The 14,046-nt window shown below is 66.5% G+C and carries 12 protein-coding genes; 4 read left to right on the top strand and 8 right to left on the bottom strand.

The genetic code is table 11. The features are described from left to right. Window positions 1–38: 38 nt before the first annotated feature. From IEY55_RS05145 to IEY55_RS05125, 6 genes are all read right to left on the bottom strand, one after another. A complete protein-coding gene (locus IEY55_RS05145) occupies window positions 39–1,778 on the bottom strand; it encodes an ABC transporter ATP-binding protein (RefSeq protein ID WP_189054481.1) in 1,740 nt (579 codons plus the stop codon). A 5-nt stretch (window positions 1,779–1,783) separates the two neighbouring features. Continuing rightward, the gene (locus IEY55_RS05140) at window positions 1,784–2,221 is read right to left on the bottom strand and encodes a lasso peptide biosynthesis B2 protein (protein WP_189054479.1); all 438 of its coding nucleotides are present in this window, start codon (window positions 2,219–2,221) and stop codon (window positions 1,784–1,786) included. Window positions 2,222–2,256: 35 nt separating this feature from the next. Further along, entirely contained in the window at window positions 2,257–2,508 is a 252-nt protein-coding gene (locus IEY55_RS05135) for a lasso peptide biosynthesis PqqD family chaperone (RefSeq protein ID WP_189054477.1), read from the bottom strand. Window positions 2,509–2,524: 16 nt separating this feature from the next. Continuing rightward, complete coding sequence (locus IEY55_RS05130; protein WP_189054475.1) at window positions 2,525–4,348, bottom strand: asparagine synthase-related protein; 1,824 nt, start codon at window positions 4,346–4,348, stop codon at window positions 2,525–2,527. Window positions 4,349–4,456: 108 nt separating this feature from the next. Then, window positions 4,457–4,573, bottom strand: coding sequence for a keywimysin-related RiPP (locus IEY55_RS31875; protein ID WP_229686071.1), 117 nt, complete (start codon window positions 4,571–4,573; stop codon window positions 4,457–4,459). 1,089 nt (window positions 4,574–5,662) lie between these two features. Further along, a complete protein-coding gene (locus IEY55_RS05125; RefSeq protein ID WP_189054473.1) occupies window positions 5,663–6,286 on the bottom strand; it encodes a TetR/AcrR family transcriptional regulator in 624 nt (207 codons plus the stop codon). 231 nt (window positions 6,287–6,517) lie between these two features. Between IEY55_RS05125 and IEY55_RS05120 the strand changes: the two genes are divergently transcribed. Beyond that, the gene (locus IEY55_RS05120; protein WP_189054471.1) at window positions 6,518–7,327 is read left to right on the top strand and encodes an SDR family oxidoreductase; all 810 of its coding nucleotides are present in this window, start codon (window positions 6,518–6,520) and stop codon (window positions 7,325–7,327) included. 215 nt (window positions 7,328–7,542) lie between these two features. Here the strand turns inward: IEY55_RS05120 and IEY55_RS05115 are convergent, their stop codons facing one another. Beyond that, the gene (locus tag IEY55_RS05115; RefSeq protein ID WP_189054470.1) at window positions 7,543–8,085 is read right to left on the bottom strand and encodes a TetR/AcrR family transcriptional regulator; all 543 of its coding nucleotides are present in this window, start codon (window positions 8,083–8,085) and stop codon (window positions 7,543–7,545) included. Between the two features lie 217 nt (window positions 8,086–8,302). Between IEY55_RS05115 and IEY55_RS05110 the strand changes: the two genes are divergently transcribed. The 3 genes from IEY55_RS05110 (at window position 8,303) to IEY55_RS05100 (ending at window position 12,221) form a co-directional block, all read left to right on the top strand. Continuing rightward, entirely contained in the window at window positions 8,303–10,066 is a 1,764-nt protein-coding gene (locus tag IEY55_RS05110) for an FAD-dependent monooxygenase (protein WP_189054468.1), read from the top strand. 534 nt (window positions 10,067–10,600) lie between these two features. Then, on the top strand, window positions 10,601–11,593 hold the full coding sequence (locus IEY55_RS05105) for an amidohydrolase family protein (RefSeq protein ID WP_373289966.1): 993 nt from the start codon (window positions 10,601–10,603) through the stop codon (window positions 11,591–11,593). A 52-nt stretch (window positions 11,594–11,645) separates the two neighbouring features. Continuing rightward, window positions 11,646–12,221 (top strand): carboxymuconolactone decarboxylase family protein, encoded by a 576-nt coding sequence (locus tag IEY55_RS05100; RefSeq protein ID WP_189054464.1) that lies wholly within the window; start codon window positions 11,646–11,648, stop codon window positions 12,219–12,221. Window positions 12,222–12,840: 619 nt separating this feature from the next. Here the strand turns inward: IEY55_RS05100 and IEY55_RS05095 are convergent. Then, the gene (locus IEY55_RS05095; protein ID WP_229686070.1) at window positions 12,841–14,013 is read right to left on the bottom strand and encodes a phytanoyl-CoA dioxygenase family protein; all 1,173 of its coding nucleotides are present in this window, start codon (window positions 14,011–14,013) and stop codon (window positions 12,841–12,843) included. Between the last annotated feature and the right edge of the window lie 33 nt (window positions 14,014–14,046).

Here is a 14,046-nt window from a genome sequence, read left to right as displayed (position 1 = left end):
TCCGTCGGGCGGCCAACCCGCGAACGCATCGTTTCGGGCTAGCCGGTGGGTCGCGTCTCCGGTACCACCGGGCCGTCGGGGGCCGGTTCATGCTGACCTGCCGGCACGAACCGCGGCCGAATCTGTCCGTCGTCGAGCAGGATCACGTGGTCGGCAACCTCGATCGTCGACGCGCGATGCGCGATGACCAGGACCGCCCGGTCCCGGGCGAGGGCCCGCAGTGCGGCGGTCACCGCAGCCTCCGTGTCCGCATCGAGCGCAGACGTTGGCTCGTCCAGCAGCAACAGCTCGGGCTTGGTCAGCAGGGCACGTGCGATGGCAACCCGTTGGCGCTGCCCACCCGACAGCGTGGCACCCCGTTCACCGAGCATGGTGTCCAGCCCGTCCGGTAGGTGCTCAACGAATCGGTCCAGCCGCACGGTCCGCAATGCACGCCACAGCTCGGTGTCGGTCGCGTGTTCGTTGCCGTAGCGGAGATTCTCCAGCAGCGTTCCGTACAACACGGGGGCGTCCTGGTCCACGAGGGCAAGCCGGGACCGGTAGTCATTGATCGACATCGTACGCACGTCCCGACCGTCGAACCGGATATGTCCCCGGGATGGCTCGTAGAACCGCATGATGAGCGCGAACAGGGTGGATTTCCCCGCGCCCGACGGCCCGACGAGCGCCGTGTAGCCGCGGCGCGGCACCTCGAACGAGACACCTCGCAGGACGGGTTCCGCCCCGTGGCGAAAGTGCACGTCCTGTAGTTCCAGCAGCGCTCCGGTCCGGCCAACGGCCGGGACCGGTTGGCGTGGAGCCTGGCGGACGCTGGTCTCCTCCAGTGGAAACTGGAGGGTCTCGCCCACGCGCAGCAACGCGCCGGTGCCTTCCCGGATGGTCGTGAGCGCCTCGAAGATGGAGCTGATGGGCACGGTGAGGTAAGTCATGTAGAGCAGGAAGGCGACCATGTCGGCGACCGTGCTCGAGCCGGCGGCGGTCCGGACACCGCCCACCAGCAGTACGACGAGGAACGAGCCGTTGACGGCCAATTCCATGGCTGGTACCGACAGCGCGCGGTAACGCGCCATGCGTACACCGCTGGTGTAGGCGGCGCGCGCCCGGCTTCCGATCCGCGCGCATTCCCGCTCGGTGGCCCGGTAGGCCCGGACGGTGCGGATGGCACCCAACGCGCGTTCGAGATCCGAGCTCATCTCGCCGAGCGACTGTTGCGTTTGCAGGGACGTGGTTTCCAGGCCGGTGAACACCCCGCGCAACGCGAGCGCGGACACCAGAATCATCCCGGCCACGACGAGAAGCAGCGTCCAATCCAGCCAGACCATCACCGCGATCGTCCCGACGAGGCCGAGCAGGCCGGTGAACAGGTCGCTCGCCCCGCCCGCGACCAGCGCCCGCACCGCGTTGCCGTCCGCACCGGCCCGGGAGATGAGGTCACCGACTCGGTGTCGGTGGTAGACCTCCATCCGACCCTCGAGGAGCCGGCGGACGAGCCGCAGCCGGATACCGAGGACGACGCCCTCCCCGGTGCGGTGGAGGACGAACCGGCCCACCGCACCCAACGCCGCTTGGCCGGCGAAGAGCAGCGCCAGCACCCCAAGCGCGCTCACCTCGATCACGCCGGCGCCGGCCTGGTCCACCACCTCTCGCACGACCAAGGGCTGGGCCAGGCCCACCAGAGAGCCGAGTAGCGCCAACGCGATCGCGCCCGCCACCCAGCGCCGGTGTCCCCGCAGCAGCGGAACCAGCTGGCCGAGCCCGCCCCGGTCCGGCCGCACCATCGTGGTCAGCCCGCGGTGCCGCGGGTCGGCGGCACCGACAGCAGGGGACGGAGGTAGCTGGCCGGCACGTGCTCCCCAACCGGGATCCCCTCCGCCTCGACCCAGGCATGGGCGGCAAAGGGGGGAACCGCGCGGACCCCCACGTGCCAGGTCGGCCAGCTGCCGCGCAGCCGGCACAGCAGCGCCACGGTGATCGAGCGGCGCAGGCAGCCCTCCCGGGCCGCGCAGGCGAGGCTCACTAGGAGCAGGGTGCGCCGGATCTCCTCGACTTCCTGGCAGCGGGCCGGTCGCGCGCCACGCCGCACCGTCGAGAGCACCCGCTGCACGGAACGGGGGTTGAGCCGGGCCAGCGCCTTACCGGCCATGGACACGGCGAACACTATCCATCGCCGGGCGGGCGGGACCTGTTTCGGCGCATAGGGAATCGCTTCGGGGGTGGTCACCGCGAGCGCACCTCCTCATCAGGGGTCTGCTGGCTCTAGGGGGCGAGGAGCCGTTCCCGACGGAACTCGGCGATGAGGTCTGCGACGTCGCGCGCCGCCTCCTCCGGGGTGACGTCGAACTCCTGGGTGAGGCGGTCGGCCGCCTCGGCGGCGGCGCCGCCCTCGAGTAGGGCACGCAACACCACCGTCCCCGTCGGGTTGACGTTGAAGTAGGTTCCCTCAACCACGTTGAGCAGGACGTAGCCGTAGTCGGTCTCGGTGATGACGACGTCGTCGACGAGCTTCATGGCGTTCTCCCGGCGTTCAGGGGCTGTGGTGGTGCTGGCGGAGCCACACCTCGGCGGCCACGGTCGGACCGAGCTGGGTGGCGAAGACCGGATCGGTAGGCGGGGTGCGTTCGAGGAGGTCGCGGAACCGGTTGCGGTCGAGTAGACCGAGTTCGGCGAGCACCGGGCGGTTGAAGTAGTCCAGCAGGGCCTGGCGGTTCCGCCAGATTCCCTGGTACTCCACGGCTGAGCCCTCGGCCTTGGTGGCCCGGTGCAGCGACACCTCGGGCACCGTGCCCCGCATGGCCTCGGCGAGCAACGGCTTGTACTGCCAGCGGGAGATCCGTTCCTGCGGGCGGACGGACAGACCAGCCTCGATCACCCGCATGTCGTAGAACACAGCGTGCAGGGTCAGGTCATGTCGTGCGGCCAACGCGTGTTGGTGGCTGAGCAGCCGCGAGCAGGAGGCCATCATGGCCAGCTCGCGGTGCATCCCGTGGCTCGGCGCCAACGGTTCGGCGTCTGCCGCGGCCCGCAGGACCAGGTCCCGTGCGGCCTGTACCGCTTCCGCGGTCGTCCAGGGCGCGAACCGGGCGGGGTAGCTCCAGTCCAGGACCGGCTCGTGCTCGTCGGCCGGGCCCTGGTCCAAGGCGTGCGCGAAACCCCGGAGCCACTGCCCGTAGGGTCGGCGGTCGAGGAGCTGGCGCAGGGTCGCGCGCCAGGGCCACCGTCCGTTGGCACGCGAGCCACGGATGTTGCGGATGGCCAGGCCCGGATTGGTACGAAGGTAGTGCCGGAACCAGGCCGGCTCCCCGTGGAGCAGCTCGTCGCCGCCGTAGCCGCCGAAGTGCGCTTGCGAACCGCGGGACGCGACGGCCGCGAACAGGGCGTGGCACCGGCTCTCCTCGATCATCAGCAGGCTGGGCTCGTCCACGACCGGGGCACCGTCGCCGAGCCCGTCGTAGACCACCGGCATCTCCCCCGCACCGATGACCTCGTGTTCGATCCCCAGCGCGGCACTGGTCTTTCCCGCGTAGCTCAGGTCCTCGTCGAATGGGTCCGGACTGGCGACCGTCCATGCCCGCACCGGGAGCCGCTCACCAGCCAGCAGGCTGCACACCGCGGTCGAGTCGACGCCGCCGAGGTCGCAGCTGGCGTTGCTCAGGTGTGCGGCACGGAGATGGACCGCCTCGACCAAGGCGTCGCGCAGCAGCAACGCGCCTTCCCGGAGTGGGCGGCTGGGCTCGGGTGGCCACCACCAACGCACCTCGCGGGCGGCACCGGCCGGGGAGATGACGAGATAATGGCCCAGAGCCACGATCTCCAGGCCCGTGAACAACGGCAGCGCGTCTATCGGGTAGGGGATTCCTCCGTCGAGCAACCGCAACGCCACCCTGGCTGGGTCGACGTCCCGATCGAGTAGCCACGCCAACACGTCGGCCCGGGACGCCGCCAGGACCTGACCGGCCGGCGTGGCGCCCCGCACCACCCGCCGCAGGCGTAGCACGGGGGACTGCACCCGCACCAGCCCGTCCACCGAGGCGACGAGATGGAACGAGCCGGGCTCGGACCGGGCGAACGCGTCTAGGTCGCCGGGCGCGGAAACCCGACGCGCCAGGCGGGCCAGCCGACCCGGCGACACCCGATGCTCCCCGAGCACGGCGAGCCGTGTGTCGCCAGCGGCTCCGACACTCATTTCCTTCTCGGCCCACTCGCCGACAATCCACGGTCGGCCGCTCGCATGGTGCTGCACGCAGGAGATGTGCGGCCGCAACCGCTCCCACAGGTCCGTGACATCGGGGTGGTCCGGAAACACCACGAACCAGGAATCACCGGATGTTGGTTGGGGGAATGCGCGCATCTGGACTCTCCGGGGAAGGACTACCAGCCGGTCACGTTATGGGGCAAGGGGCTTGAGCAACGATGGTTTGAACGTCGCCCAAGCCCCTTGCCATCAACTACCGCACCGTCAGTTGTGGGTGCGCAGCGCGTTGAAGCCGTCGCGGTGCCGGCCCAGGAAGTAGCCGGTGTCCTTGGTGAACGTGCCGGTCTTGCGAACGGTCGGGCGCTCGTAGTTCTTGCGCATCTTGTTCTCCTCCGTGTTGTGGTAGCAGCGAGAACGTCAGTCACTGCTATGGCCTGACGCCCTCGTACCAAGTACGTTAGAAGCGGTGCCTTGTCTCCCACTTGTCATGAGCTTGCACAGGTCAACAGCACAGAAACGACACTGTGGACGTGTGCGCCAATGCGGCGCTGTGAGCGCGCAACGACAGCGCATTCGCGCTGTCCGGTAGCGCCTGGTCGAGCTGGGTGAGCGGTGCCGACGAGGACGAGCCCGATGCCGGTGAGCGCGTAGGGGGCGAGTCACACACCGTCGCTGGAGTAGATCGCTGCCTCGGCAGGAAGATCGATCACCCCCTGGGCTCCACCCGGAGTTCGTAGGGAGTATCCCTGCTGCGGCACCGGGTTCGCGCGCCTTCACACCGCAGCAGGTGGAGCAAGTCTGGAGCGAGGGTGCGCATTGAACTTCGCTGAACTACACTCAACGATGGCAAACGGAGCCGGTTATACTTCAGGGCAGGGGTTTCAGGTTAGTGTCCTTTGTGGACAATTCTGGCAGTGTGGGGGTCACGGGTTCGAATCCCGTCAGCTCCACGGGCGACTGGGCGACGTGTGCCTGCGGAGAGCGCAAGCCGCGTCGCCCGTTGTGTTTTGTGGGGGCCGAGCCCCCACACCCCAACCGGGGACACGCCCCCGGACCCCCATCACGGTCGCCAGTGTTCGAGTAAGCTCCTCCAACCTCCACGTGGTGATCGGGTCCCTCTGATGCTGTGTTTGTGCAGGTCAGGGGGATGGTCATCTGGGCGTTGGGTGTCGGTGATCGTGTGTGAGGCGTTGGCCGTTTTCCCTGCTGGAGTAGGCTTGGAGCGCGTTGTTCCTCACGTGTAGGTATTCGGGCCTGTCGTGGGCGTGGTGACGTGCGGTTTGGAGTTCGTCCCCATCTGCTCCCGCCATGCGGATGGATTCGGTACGCCGAGGCGCGTTCGGCGCCAGCATGCTCCGGACCGACCGTCTTCGTGGTACACAGCATCTGGGTGTCCGTCCCGCCACCGCGGCATTTGCTCGTCGCGGGACCACCGAGGACGACCATGGGCTTCGTGGTTGTTGCCCTGAGTCACTTCGGTTTTCCTTGATGCTCGGCCGCGATGACGCGCAGGATCAAGGGAAGGAACCGTCGTTCCAGCTCACCCGCGGGCAGCTCCTCCGGTTCCGCCGGCGACTGCAGAATGCCGCCTTCACGGATGGCCACGGCAAGCCGCGCCACCAGGTCCAGGTCGACCTGGGACCGCGCGCCCCTCCGTTCGAACAACACCTCCAGCAGCCGCACGATCCTGGCACGCACCTGAGCCGCATGCTGGGCCAGCCGGGCGGCCGTGTCCGGGTTACGCGCGGCGAACAGCGAGAACTCGGCCGACACCAGATACCACCGACGCTCGGCGGCATCTCGCCCGCTGGTCCACTTCGCCACCACCTCGGCGGGGTCCGCGGCGTGTTCCGCGCGGGTCACCACCTCTTCCAGCTCGTCCAGTACCTGCTGGTTGTGCCGGTCGAACAGTGCCAGGAACAGCTCTTCCTTGCTACTGAAGTTGGAGTAGAACGCACCACGTGTGTAGCCAGCACGGTCACATATGTCCTCAATGGACGCACCGTAGAAGCTGCGCTCCGCGAACACCTCCAAGGCCGCGTCCAGAAGGTTGGCCAACGTCTGCGGACGTCGCTTCGTCGGACTCTTCGACATCGGCGTCTCCCTGATCGGCACGGCGTCCTCGCACCGCACGAACGTGACATACATGAACGTATCCGATACACCTCTGTATCCGATCGCAAGGTGGCCATGCTCCCTCTATTGAGTGATGTCTGCCCTGGTTGCTTCGGGTTGTCGGGGTTGTGCTTGCAGTCTCGGTAGGGCTGTAGATACAGTGTCGTATCAGATACAGAGGTGTATTCGTTTGAGGGGTGGTGATGAGACGTGAGTCACTCAGAAACGCGAACTGCCCTGGTCACCGGGGCCTCGTCGGGGATTGGCCGGGAGACGGCCCGGCTGCTGGCCGAGCGCGGGTACCGCGTGTTGGGCACGTGCCGGAACCCCGAGTCGCTGCCCGAGACCGAGCGGGTGCCGGGAGTGCACTACCTCCCGCTCGACCTTGGCGACCCGGACAGCGTCGCGCGCTGCGCGGAACTCGCCGGGCCGGTCGACGTGCTGGTCAACAACGCCGGACAGAGTCAGGTCGGCCCGTTGGAGGACGTCCCGCGGCAAGCCCTGGAACTACAGTTCGCGACCAACGTGTTCGGCCCGGTTCAGCTCACCCAACTGGTGCTGCCGGGAATGCGGGAACGCGGTTACGGGCGGGTGGTGATGGTCGGCTCGATGCAGGCCAGCTTCCCGGTCGCCTTCCGCTCCAGCTACGTGGCGTCCAAGGCGGCGCTCAAGGGATTCGGACTCGCACTCCGTACCGAGGTCGAGCCGTTCGGTGTGACCTGTACCGTGATCGAACCAGGATCGGTCAACACCGGGATCAGCGCCCGCCGGGACCGCACCCTCACCGCGGGATCGCCCTACACCGAGCGCTGTCGTCGCGTCGCGAACGCCATCGACTCCGCCGAAGCCCGCGGCGTCCCTCCAGTCAGGGTCGCCCGGACCATCGTCAAGGCCATCGAGGCGCAGGACCCGAAGCCCTTCTACGCCGTCGCCCGCGAGGCACCCTTGGCCCTCACCCTGCGACGGCTGCTGCCACGGCGCGCCATGGAACGGGTCACCGCCCGCCGCCACGGGCTCTAGCCGGAACAGGCAGCAGCGGTGGAGGACACACCCGCTCGCGCCCGATCGGGGCGTCCGGGGGTGGAGTCGTCGGCGCAATGTCGCCTCGTGCAGTTGCGTCTCGACAACGGATCCAGTACCGCGCCCGACTGTTGGAGCGGTTTCTGGCTAGGCAGGACGCGTTGAAGTCAGGAGCTCACCAGTTCCCGGTCGTCGCACCGCAGCGCTGGCCGTGCTCACGACGAAGGAGGGTCACGACGTGGCCGCAACCCTGACAGCACCCAGTACAGAATGCTGTCACCGGCGTCAGTCAGCGGGAGATGCCGCGCCAACAGCCGGAAGTACAAGGGCCCGTAGATCATGTCGATCGCGACGTCGACATCGAGACGTGGATCGAATTCACCCGTAGCGATACCACGTTCGATCAGCGTACGAGCCTCGGCGCGACGAACCTGGAGAAACAACTCATTGAAGCTGGCCAGCGCTGTCGGATCGGACTGGCCTTCGGCCAGAATTTCGGCCAGGATCCGGCCCGGACGGCTACGTAGCAGGGAAAGAGCACGTCTGAACTGGTCGCTCAGTGTCTCGACTGCTGACCCGGTTTCGTCAAACGTCATCTCGTCCGCGACCCTGGCGAAGACGGAGTCGATGACCACGGCGTTCCGGTTCGGCCACCAGCGGTAGATCGTCGGCTTGCTCACTCCCGAGCGCTTCGAGATCGCCTGGATCGTGACGTCGCTCACCGGTGACTGCTGGACCAGTTCCCAGGTCGCCTCCATTACGGCGGACCGTGCCCAGTCACTGCGAGGGCGGCCGGGGCGACGCTTCGTCGCGGTCGACGCTGATGATGTTCGCTCCGGCACGTGACGAACGCTATCACACCCATACGCTGCGCTTATTAAAGTTACGCACCGTAACGTAAAGAAACTCGGAGGCGTTATGACCGCACAGAGTCGCCCTTCAGCTGGTGGGACCGGTGAGGCGTCGACACGCCCTGTGCTGATCGCCGGGGGCGGACCCGTTGGGCTCGCCACAGCTCTTGAGCTTGCTCGTTTCGGAGTCCGGTCCGTCGTCATCGAGCAGCGTCCTGGCACCTCGGATCATCCCAAGACACGTTTCCTGAACTCACGCACGCTGGAGATCGCACGCGGATGGGGCAACCAGGTTGCGGGCCGACTTCGAGGACTCGACTGCGCACCGGAATGGAAGAACTCCATCCGCTTGCTCGACTCGGTCGTCGGCAACGAACGTGTCAGCTTTCCCACACGAGGCTTCGCCGGGCCGGGCAGTCAGATCACCCCGACCGAACCCGTGATGTCCTCACAAGACCGGTTCGAGCCGGTGTTGTTCGACGCGGCGGTTGCCGATCCGCATATCACCCTGCGGTTCGGGAACCGTGTCGAGGCGCTGCTGCGCGGCGGGGAACCGGATGCCACGGACGTGGCCGTCGCCACGACCGACGTTGCCACCGGCGAAAACACCACCCTTGAGGGTGCCGCACTGATCGCTGCCGACGGTTCGGACAGCTTCATCCGGCGGGCACTACACATCAGGCGTGCGGGGCGACGTGGAGTCGCGCACTTCATCAATTGTTACTTCCGGGCCGGCCTCGAGTCCTCTCTCGCCAACCGGCCGGCCAACTTCTATCTCGTTTCCAGTGAGGTGGCAACCGGTGCGTTCCAGCCGCTGTGCTTCGACAATCGCTGGCTCTGTCAGATCGCGGTGTCACCGGACGACTGGGACCTCGCGAACTTTTCGAACGAACGCCTTACCGAGTGGATACGTCAGGGTACCGGAGTCGCCGATCTGGAGGTCGAGATCCTGGCGACGACGCGCTGGCGGATGAATGCCACCGTGGCCGAGCAGTTCACCCGCGGCAAAGTTGTCCTGTGTGGCGATGCCGCTCACCAGCTCCCCCCGACCGGCGGGCTTGGAGTGAACACCGGCATCCAGGGCATGCACAACGTGGTATGGAAACTCGCCTACGTCCTCGACGGACATGCCGGCGAGCCGCTCGTTCACACCTACGAAACCGAGCGCAAGAATCCGGCACGCTGGGCCGTGGAGCAATCACTGGACAACTATTACTCGATCGAAAAGATCCGAGCAAGCATGTTGGCGGGTCACGGCACCGAAGCAGATCCGGTCGATGTCGCGACGACTGTACGTCGCTGGGGCAACCAGCTCGGGATCGAGTTCGGAACCGTCTACGACTCCGGGGCCATCGTCCCCGACGGCTCGGCCGCCCCGCAGGCCGACGACCCCTACTCGGGCTACGTGCCCAGCGCGACACCGGGATGCCGAGCACCACATCTCTGGCTCGGCAATCCGCAATCTCCGCTGTCAACACTTGACCTCATCGGCACGAGTCTGACGCTGTTGGCCGCCGAACACGGTCATGGCTGGATCGCCGCGGCCGACGAGGTCGCAAACCGGTTGGACGTCCCGATTGCGCGCTACCGCATCGGGAGCGAAGGCCTGCAGGACCGCGACGGACGGTTCTGCGACCTCTACGGTCTCGCGCCGGACGGAGCCGTCCTCATCCGGCCAGACGGCTATGTGGCGTGGCGGTCGGCCTCCACGTCGACCCACGCGTCGAGCGAACTGTCCGACGCCATCAAGACCCTCCTCCACCTCGGCAGCCACCACCACGCAATCCAGCCCGGCTCCACCCGCGCCACCAGGCCCGTCCAAACGACCAGTGCGCACCCACCAAAAACCAGGGTCGCGAAATCAAGGAATTGCCATGGCCATCGGTGAGACCAACGCCTTCAGCATCGCCCAAGATTCAGGGGACGCCTCACCCGACAGGGTGCCCTCAGCAGATGCTCACGGGGCGATCCGAGGCGATACTGGAAGGCCAGCCCGACTTGGCGACCGGCCGCGGACGGTGCCAGACAGGGCCAGGATCGATGTCGTCGACGACATGATCGCCGCAGCACGGAGCGCCGCACACCACGACAGGAACATCGTCCGGACAATCACCTCCACCCCTGCGCCGGAAACCACCCGGTTGTGGATCCGCGTTCGCGATCTGCGTCACCCGAAAAGGTGTGGTCGCACATTCGTTCCAGAAGCGGATCCGCTCGCACTCGGGGGCCAGTACGGGGTCAGGTTCTCACGCACAACCTTCGGAACAACGACAACGCCCCGCTGATATCCGGTCGGTTTTCGGGAGGCGAAATGGTACACAGTCTCAAGGGTATTGTCGATGGTGTGGTCGATACCCACGTCCATCAATGGGATCCACTACGGACCCCGCGAGAAGCCAGCGTTCTCGCGAGGCCCTACCAAATGGCACCCCATCTTGTCGAAAAACTTTTCAGCACGCTGGCGACGCAACGCGACAGGGAGCTCATTCTCACTCCAAAACATGTTGCGCAACCGTACCTCACCGAACAGTACGCCGCTGACGCCGAGGGCGTCGCTGCGGCAGCGGGTGCGCCGGTCACCTCCATCGTGCACGTCGAGGCGGGATGGCAGGGCAAGGGTCCACTGGCGGCGGCCGACGAGACGAGGTGGCTGACCTCCCTCCCGTTCGGCAGGAACGGCCTACCGAACCTGGCCGCCATCGTGGCACAGGCGGACCCGAGGAAACCGGAATGCGGAACTCTGCTCGACGCCCACCTCGCGGTAACCCCCAAGGTCAGGTCCGTGCGCCTGAACGCGGCGTGGCACCCCGACCGGAAGGTCAAGAGCTGGTTCAACGCACCTGGACTGCTGACGAGTCGGGATTTTCTCGCAGGGTTTTCCGCGCTGGTGGAACGCGGCCTGTCCTTCGAGGCCACCGTCTACTCGAACCAGCTCGGCGACGTCGCGCGGCTAGCTGGCGAGTATCCGGAGGCAACCATCGTGCTGACCCACTGCGGAACCCCGATCGGACTCTTCGGGCCCATGGGATCACGGACGGGATGGACCGTGGCCCAGCGAGCCGGCATCGCCAGTGAGTGGCGGGACCACATCTGGGCGCTGGCCGAGCATCCGAACGTGGTCGTGAAGTGTTCGGGTTTCGCGTTTCCGCAACTCGGCTACGGCCACGAATCGGAAGGCAACATCGGTGGTCCCAAAATCCTCCAGGAACTCTGGCGTCCCCTGATCGACCATGTGACGGACGCTTTCGGAGCCGACCGTCTGATGTTCGGATCGAACTACCCCATGGACAAACCGAACGCGACAGTGCCCACGCTTGCGGGCATGCTGGTCGACGTTCTCGGACCCCGGGGCGATGACGTCCTGCGCAAGGTCTTCCGAAACAACGCCCTACGCGTATACGGACCCGTCGACTAGCGCACTTCGAAATCGATCAAACGAGATTATGTCCCAGTGGAAGGAGTATGACATGGCGCGCATCCCGTATCCGGAGACACTGCCCCCGGATCTTGAGAACCTCGCCTCGAAGGGGCTGAGGCTCAACTTGTTCACCATGTGGGCGTATTCGGAGGCCACGATTCGGCCGGTCATCGAGTTGGGGGCCGCGCAGTTCGCGGGCCTGCGGCTCTCACGTCTACGTCGGGAACTGGTCACGCTCGCCACCGCCCGACGGGCGAGTTGCGAGTACGAGTGGGTGCAACACGTGGCGACGGCCAAGGCGGCAGGCGCCACCGACGAGCAGATCGCGGCGTTGGATCGCGGCGAGCTGACCGCGCCGTGTTTCGACGAGACAGACCAGGCCGTGCTGGCCTTCGCCGTCGCGGTCGTCGACGGGCCAACGGTTCCCGACTCGATCTTTGAGGCCGCCCGCCGTCACGTGGACGATCGTCAGCTCGTCGAGATCGTGGGATTGGTCGGCTACTACTGGATGACCGCACGGATCTGTACGGTGTTCGACCTCGAACTCGACGTTGCGGAGGGCACCGAGGTCTACGACGCCGGCGTCCGTCTGGCCGAAGCCATCCTCGGCAACCGCAAGAAGTAGTGATGCCGCACCGACGGCTCCCCGCCCGGACCCCGCCACGGGATGGTGGCGGGGTCTGCGGGCGAGATTTCACAGAAACGGTCTAGTGGCCGCTGAATGTTCCCAACCGCATGACAGGGTAGTGGTTCATTGCCGACAAGCACCGCTACGTCGTGATGAAGGTGACCGAATCGGGCAAGTACCAGATCGTCAACCAAATATACCTACCCCGCCTCGGATAAACCGACCATCTCCACGAGAGAGGGAACAACCTTATGTCACCACAGCAACACCGGGGCCGAACAATCAGTCAGGTCGCTGTGATCGGTGCGGGTGTCATCGGAACCTCTTAAACCGCGCTGTTTCTCGCGCACGGGCACGTCCTTGGTCGTGGTGGCGCACGACGGGACCTACACCCACGACAAGCTGCTGTTGGTGGCGACGGCCTCACGTCCATTCTGGACGTGGCTGAGATCGCTGCGAGGGGCACCGACGCGTCAGAAGTTCTTCCCCGTGTGGGTGTTCACCCGCCGGTAGGGGATACCTTTGGACGGGGCAGTCCGGGCACCGCCTGCTTGGGACGCACGTCACGGTTCACTGGCACCTCCTACCGACAGGTACGCATGCTTTCTCCCTGTCGTCAGGCAAGTCGCCGTTGGGCGTGCGCGTCCAACCCGGCCTCGAACCGGCTGGGATCCCATCCCTCCCGGAGCGCTTGCCGAACCAGGTCGGCCTGGGTTTGTGAGGCCAACCCGCCCAGAGGCTGGTCGTGGCCGAGATTGGTGGGGAAGGAATAGCCCTCGGCCGCGGCGGCCACCGCGTTGTCCAGCAATGGTTCGACCCACCCCGCGATCCTGCGTTCGAGCAGGACCGGATACAACGCCCGGCACATCCGGGTGCGGTCGACGCTCTCCATCGCGCGTCCGAAGGCCGAGGAGACCTGCAGCAGGTTGGCCATGCGCCGGATGTCCTGGGAATGATTGCTGCCCGCAGCGTGATAGAGGGCCGGGTTGAAGAACACCGCGTCGCCCTTGGCCAGCGGAAGCTGGACATGATGGGTCTGGAAGTACTCGCGGAACTCCGGCCGCCGCCAGGCGAGGTACCCCAGCTCGTACTTCTGGGAATGCGGCAGGTACAGCGTGGGGCCGGACTCGATCGGCATGTCACAGTGGGCCACCGCCCCTTGTAACGTGAGCACCGGGGACAGGACGTGCGTGTGCGCCGGATACTGCGCGGCGACGTCGTTGCTCTGGAACCCGAGGTGGTAGTCACGGTGCACCGTCTGGCCCTGACCACCGGGGTTGACGACGTTGATCTGTGAGGTCACCTGGTACCCGGGGCCGAGCCAGGCGGCGCACACCAGAGCGAGTACGTCGTTGGCGTAATAGTCGACGAAGGTGGCGGGATCGTGGAGCGCGAGCTTCTCCAGCGCATTCCACACCCGGTCGTTGGCGCCCGGCCTGGCGAAGTGGTCACCGGAGGTGCCACCTCCGGTGCGTTGATCGGCGATCATCGCCGCGAACGCGTCGGTGGCGCGGTCGACCACATCGTGATCGTCGAAGGCTCCGTGGCAGACGATGACTCCGGGACCATCGGTCAACGCGCGCACCCACTCGGCCTGTATCTCCCGGCGAGTTCGATCGGAGCTACGGGGCAGCATCGCGCTGTCGTAGACGAGCACCCCCTGCTCCACCGCACGGGCGTGCGGATAGTCGTCCATGTTGGTGGTCGCGCCAATGATCGCGAGCAGGTCCTCCAGGCGGCAGTCGTCCTCGGACAGCCACACCCGGGTCGAGGTCGGCAAGACGGTCACGGCAGGTCCTTTCGCACTGCGGTTCCCATCGGG

The sequence above is a fragment of the Longimycelium tulufanense genome (assembly GCF_014645795.1).
GTDB classification, from domain to species: Bacteria; Actinomycetota; Actinomycetes; order Mycobacteriales; family Pseudonocardiaceae; genus Longimycelium; species Longimycelium tulufanense.
The sequence above is the reverse complement of the archived record's forward strand: the minus strand, read 5'-3'. Positions and strand labels throughout refer to the sequence as shown.

Excerpts from the sequence above, each read along its gene's own strand:
- IEY55_RS05100 (WP_189054464.1), top strand. The coding sequence starts at position 11,646 with ATGGCGCGCATCCCGTATCCGGAGACACTGCCCCCGGATCTTGAGAAC.
- IEY55_RS05105 (WP_373289966.1), top strand. The coding sequence starts at position 10,601 with ATGGCACCCCATCTTGTCGAAAAACTTTTCAGCACGCTGGCGACGCAA.
- IEY55_RS05125 (WP_189054473.1), bottom strand. The coding sequence starts at position 6,286 with ATGTCGAAGAGTCCGACGAAGCGACGTCCGCAGACGTTGGCCAACCTT.
- IEY55_RS05135 (WP_189054477.1), bottom strand. The coding sequence starts at position 2,508 with ATGAAGCTCGTCGACGACGTCGTCATCACCGAGACCGACTACGGCTAC.
- IEY55_RS05130 (WP_189054475.1), bottom strand. The coding sequence starts at position 4,348 with ATGCGCGCATTCCCCCAACCAACATCCGGTGATTCCTGGTTCGTGGTG.
- IEY55_RS05115 (WP_189054470.1), bottom strand. The coding sequence starts at position 8,085 with ATGGAGGCGACCTGGGAACTGGTCCAGCAGTCACCGGTGAGCGACGTC.
- IEY55_RS05145 (WP_189054481.1), bottom strand. The coding sequence starts at position 1,778 with ATGGTGCGGCCGGACCGGGGCGGGCTCGGCCAGCTGGTTCCGCTGCTG.
- IEY55_RS31875 (WP_229686071.1), bottom strand. The coding sequence starts at position 4,573 with ATGCGCAAGAACTACGAGCGCCCGACCGTTCGCAAGACCGGCACGTTC.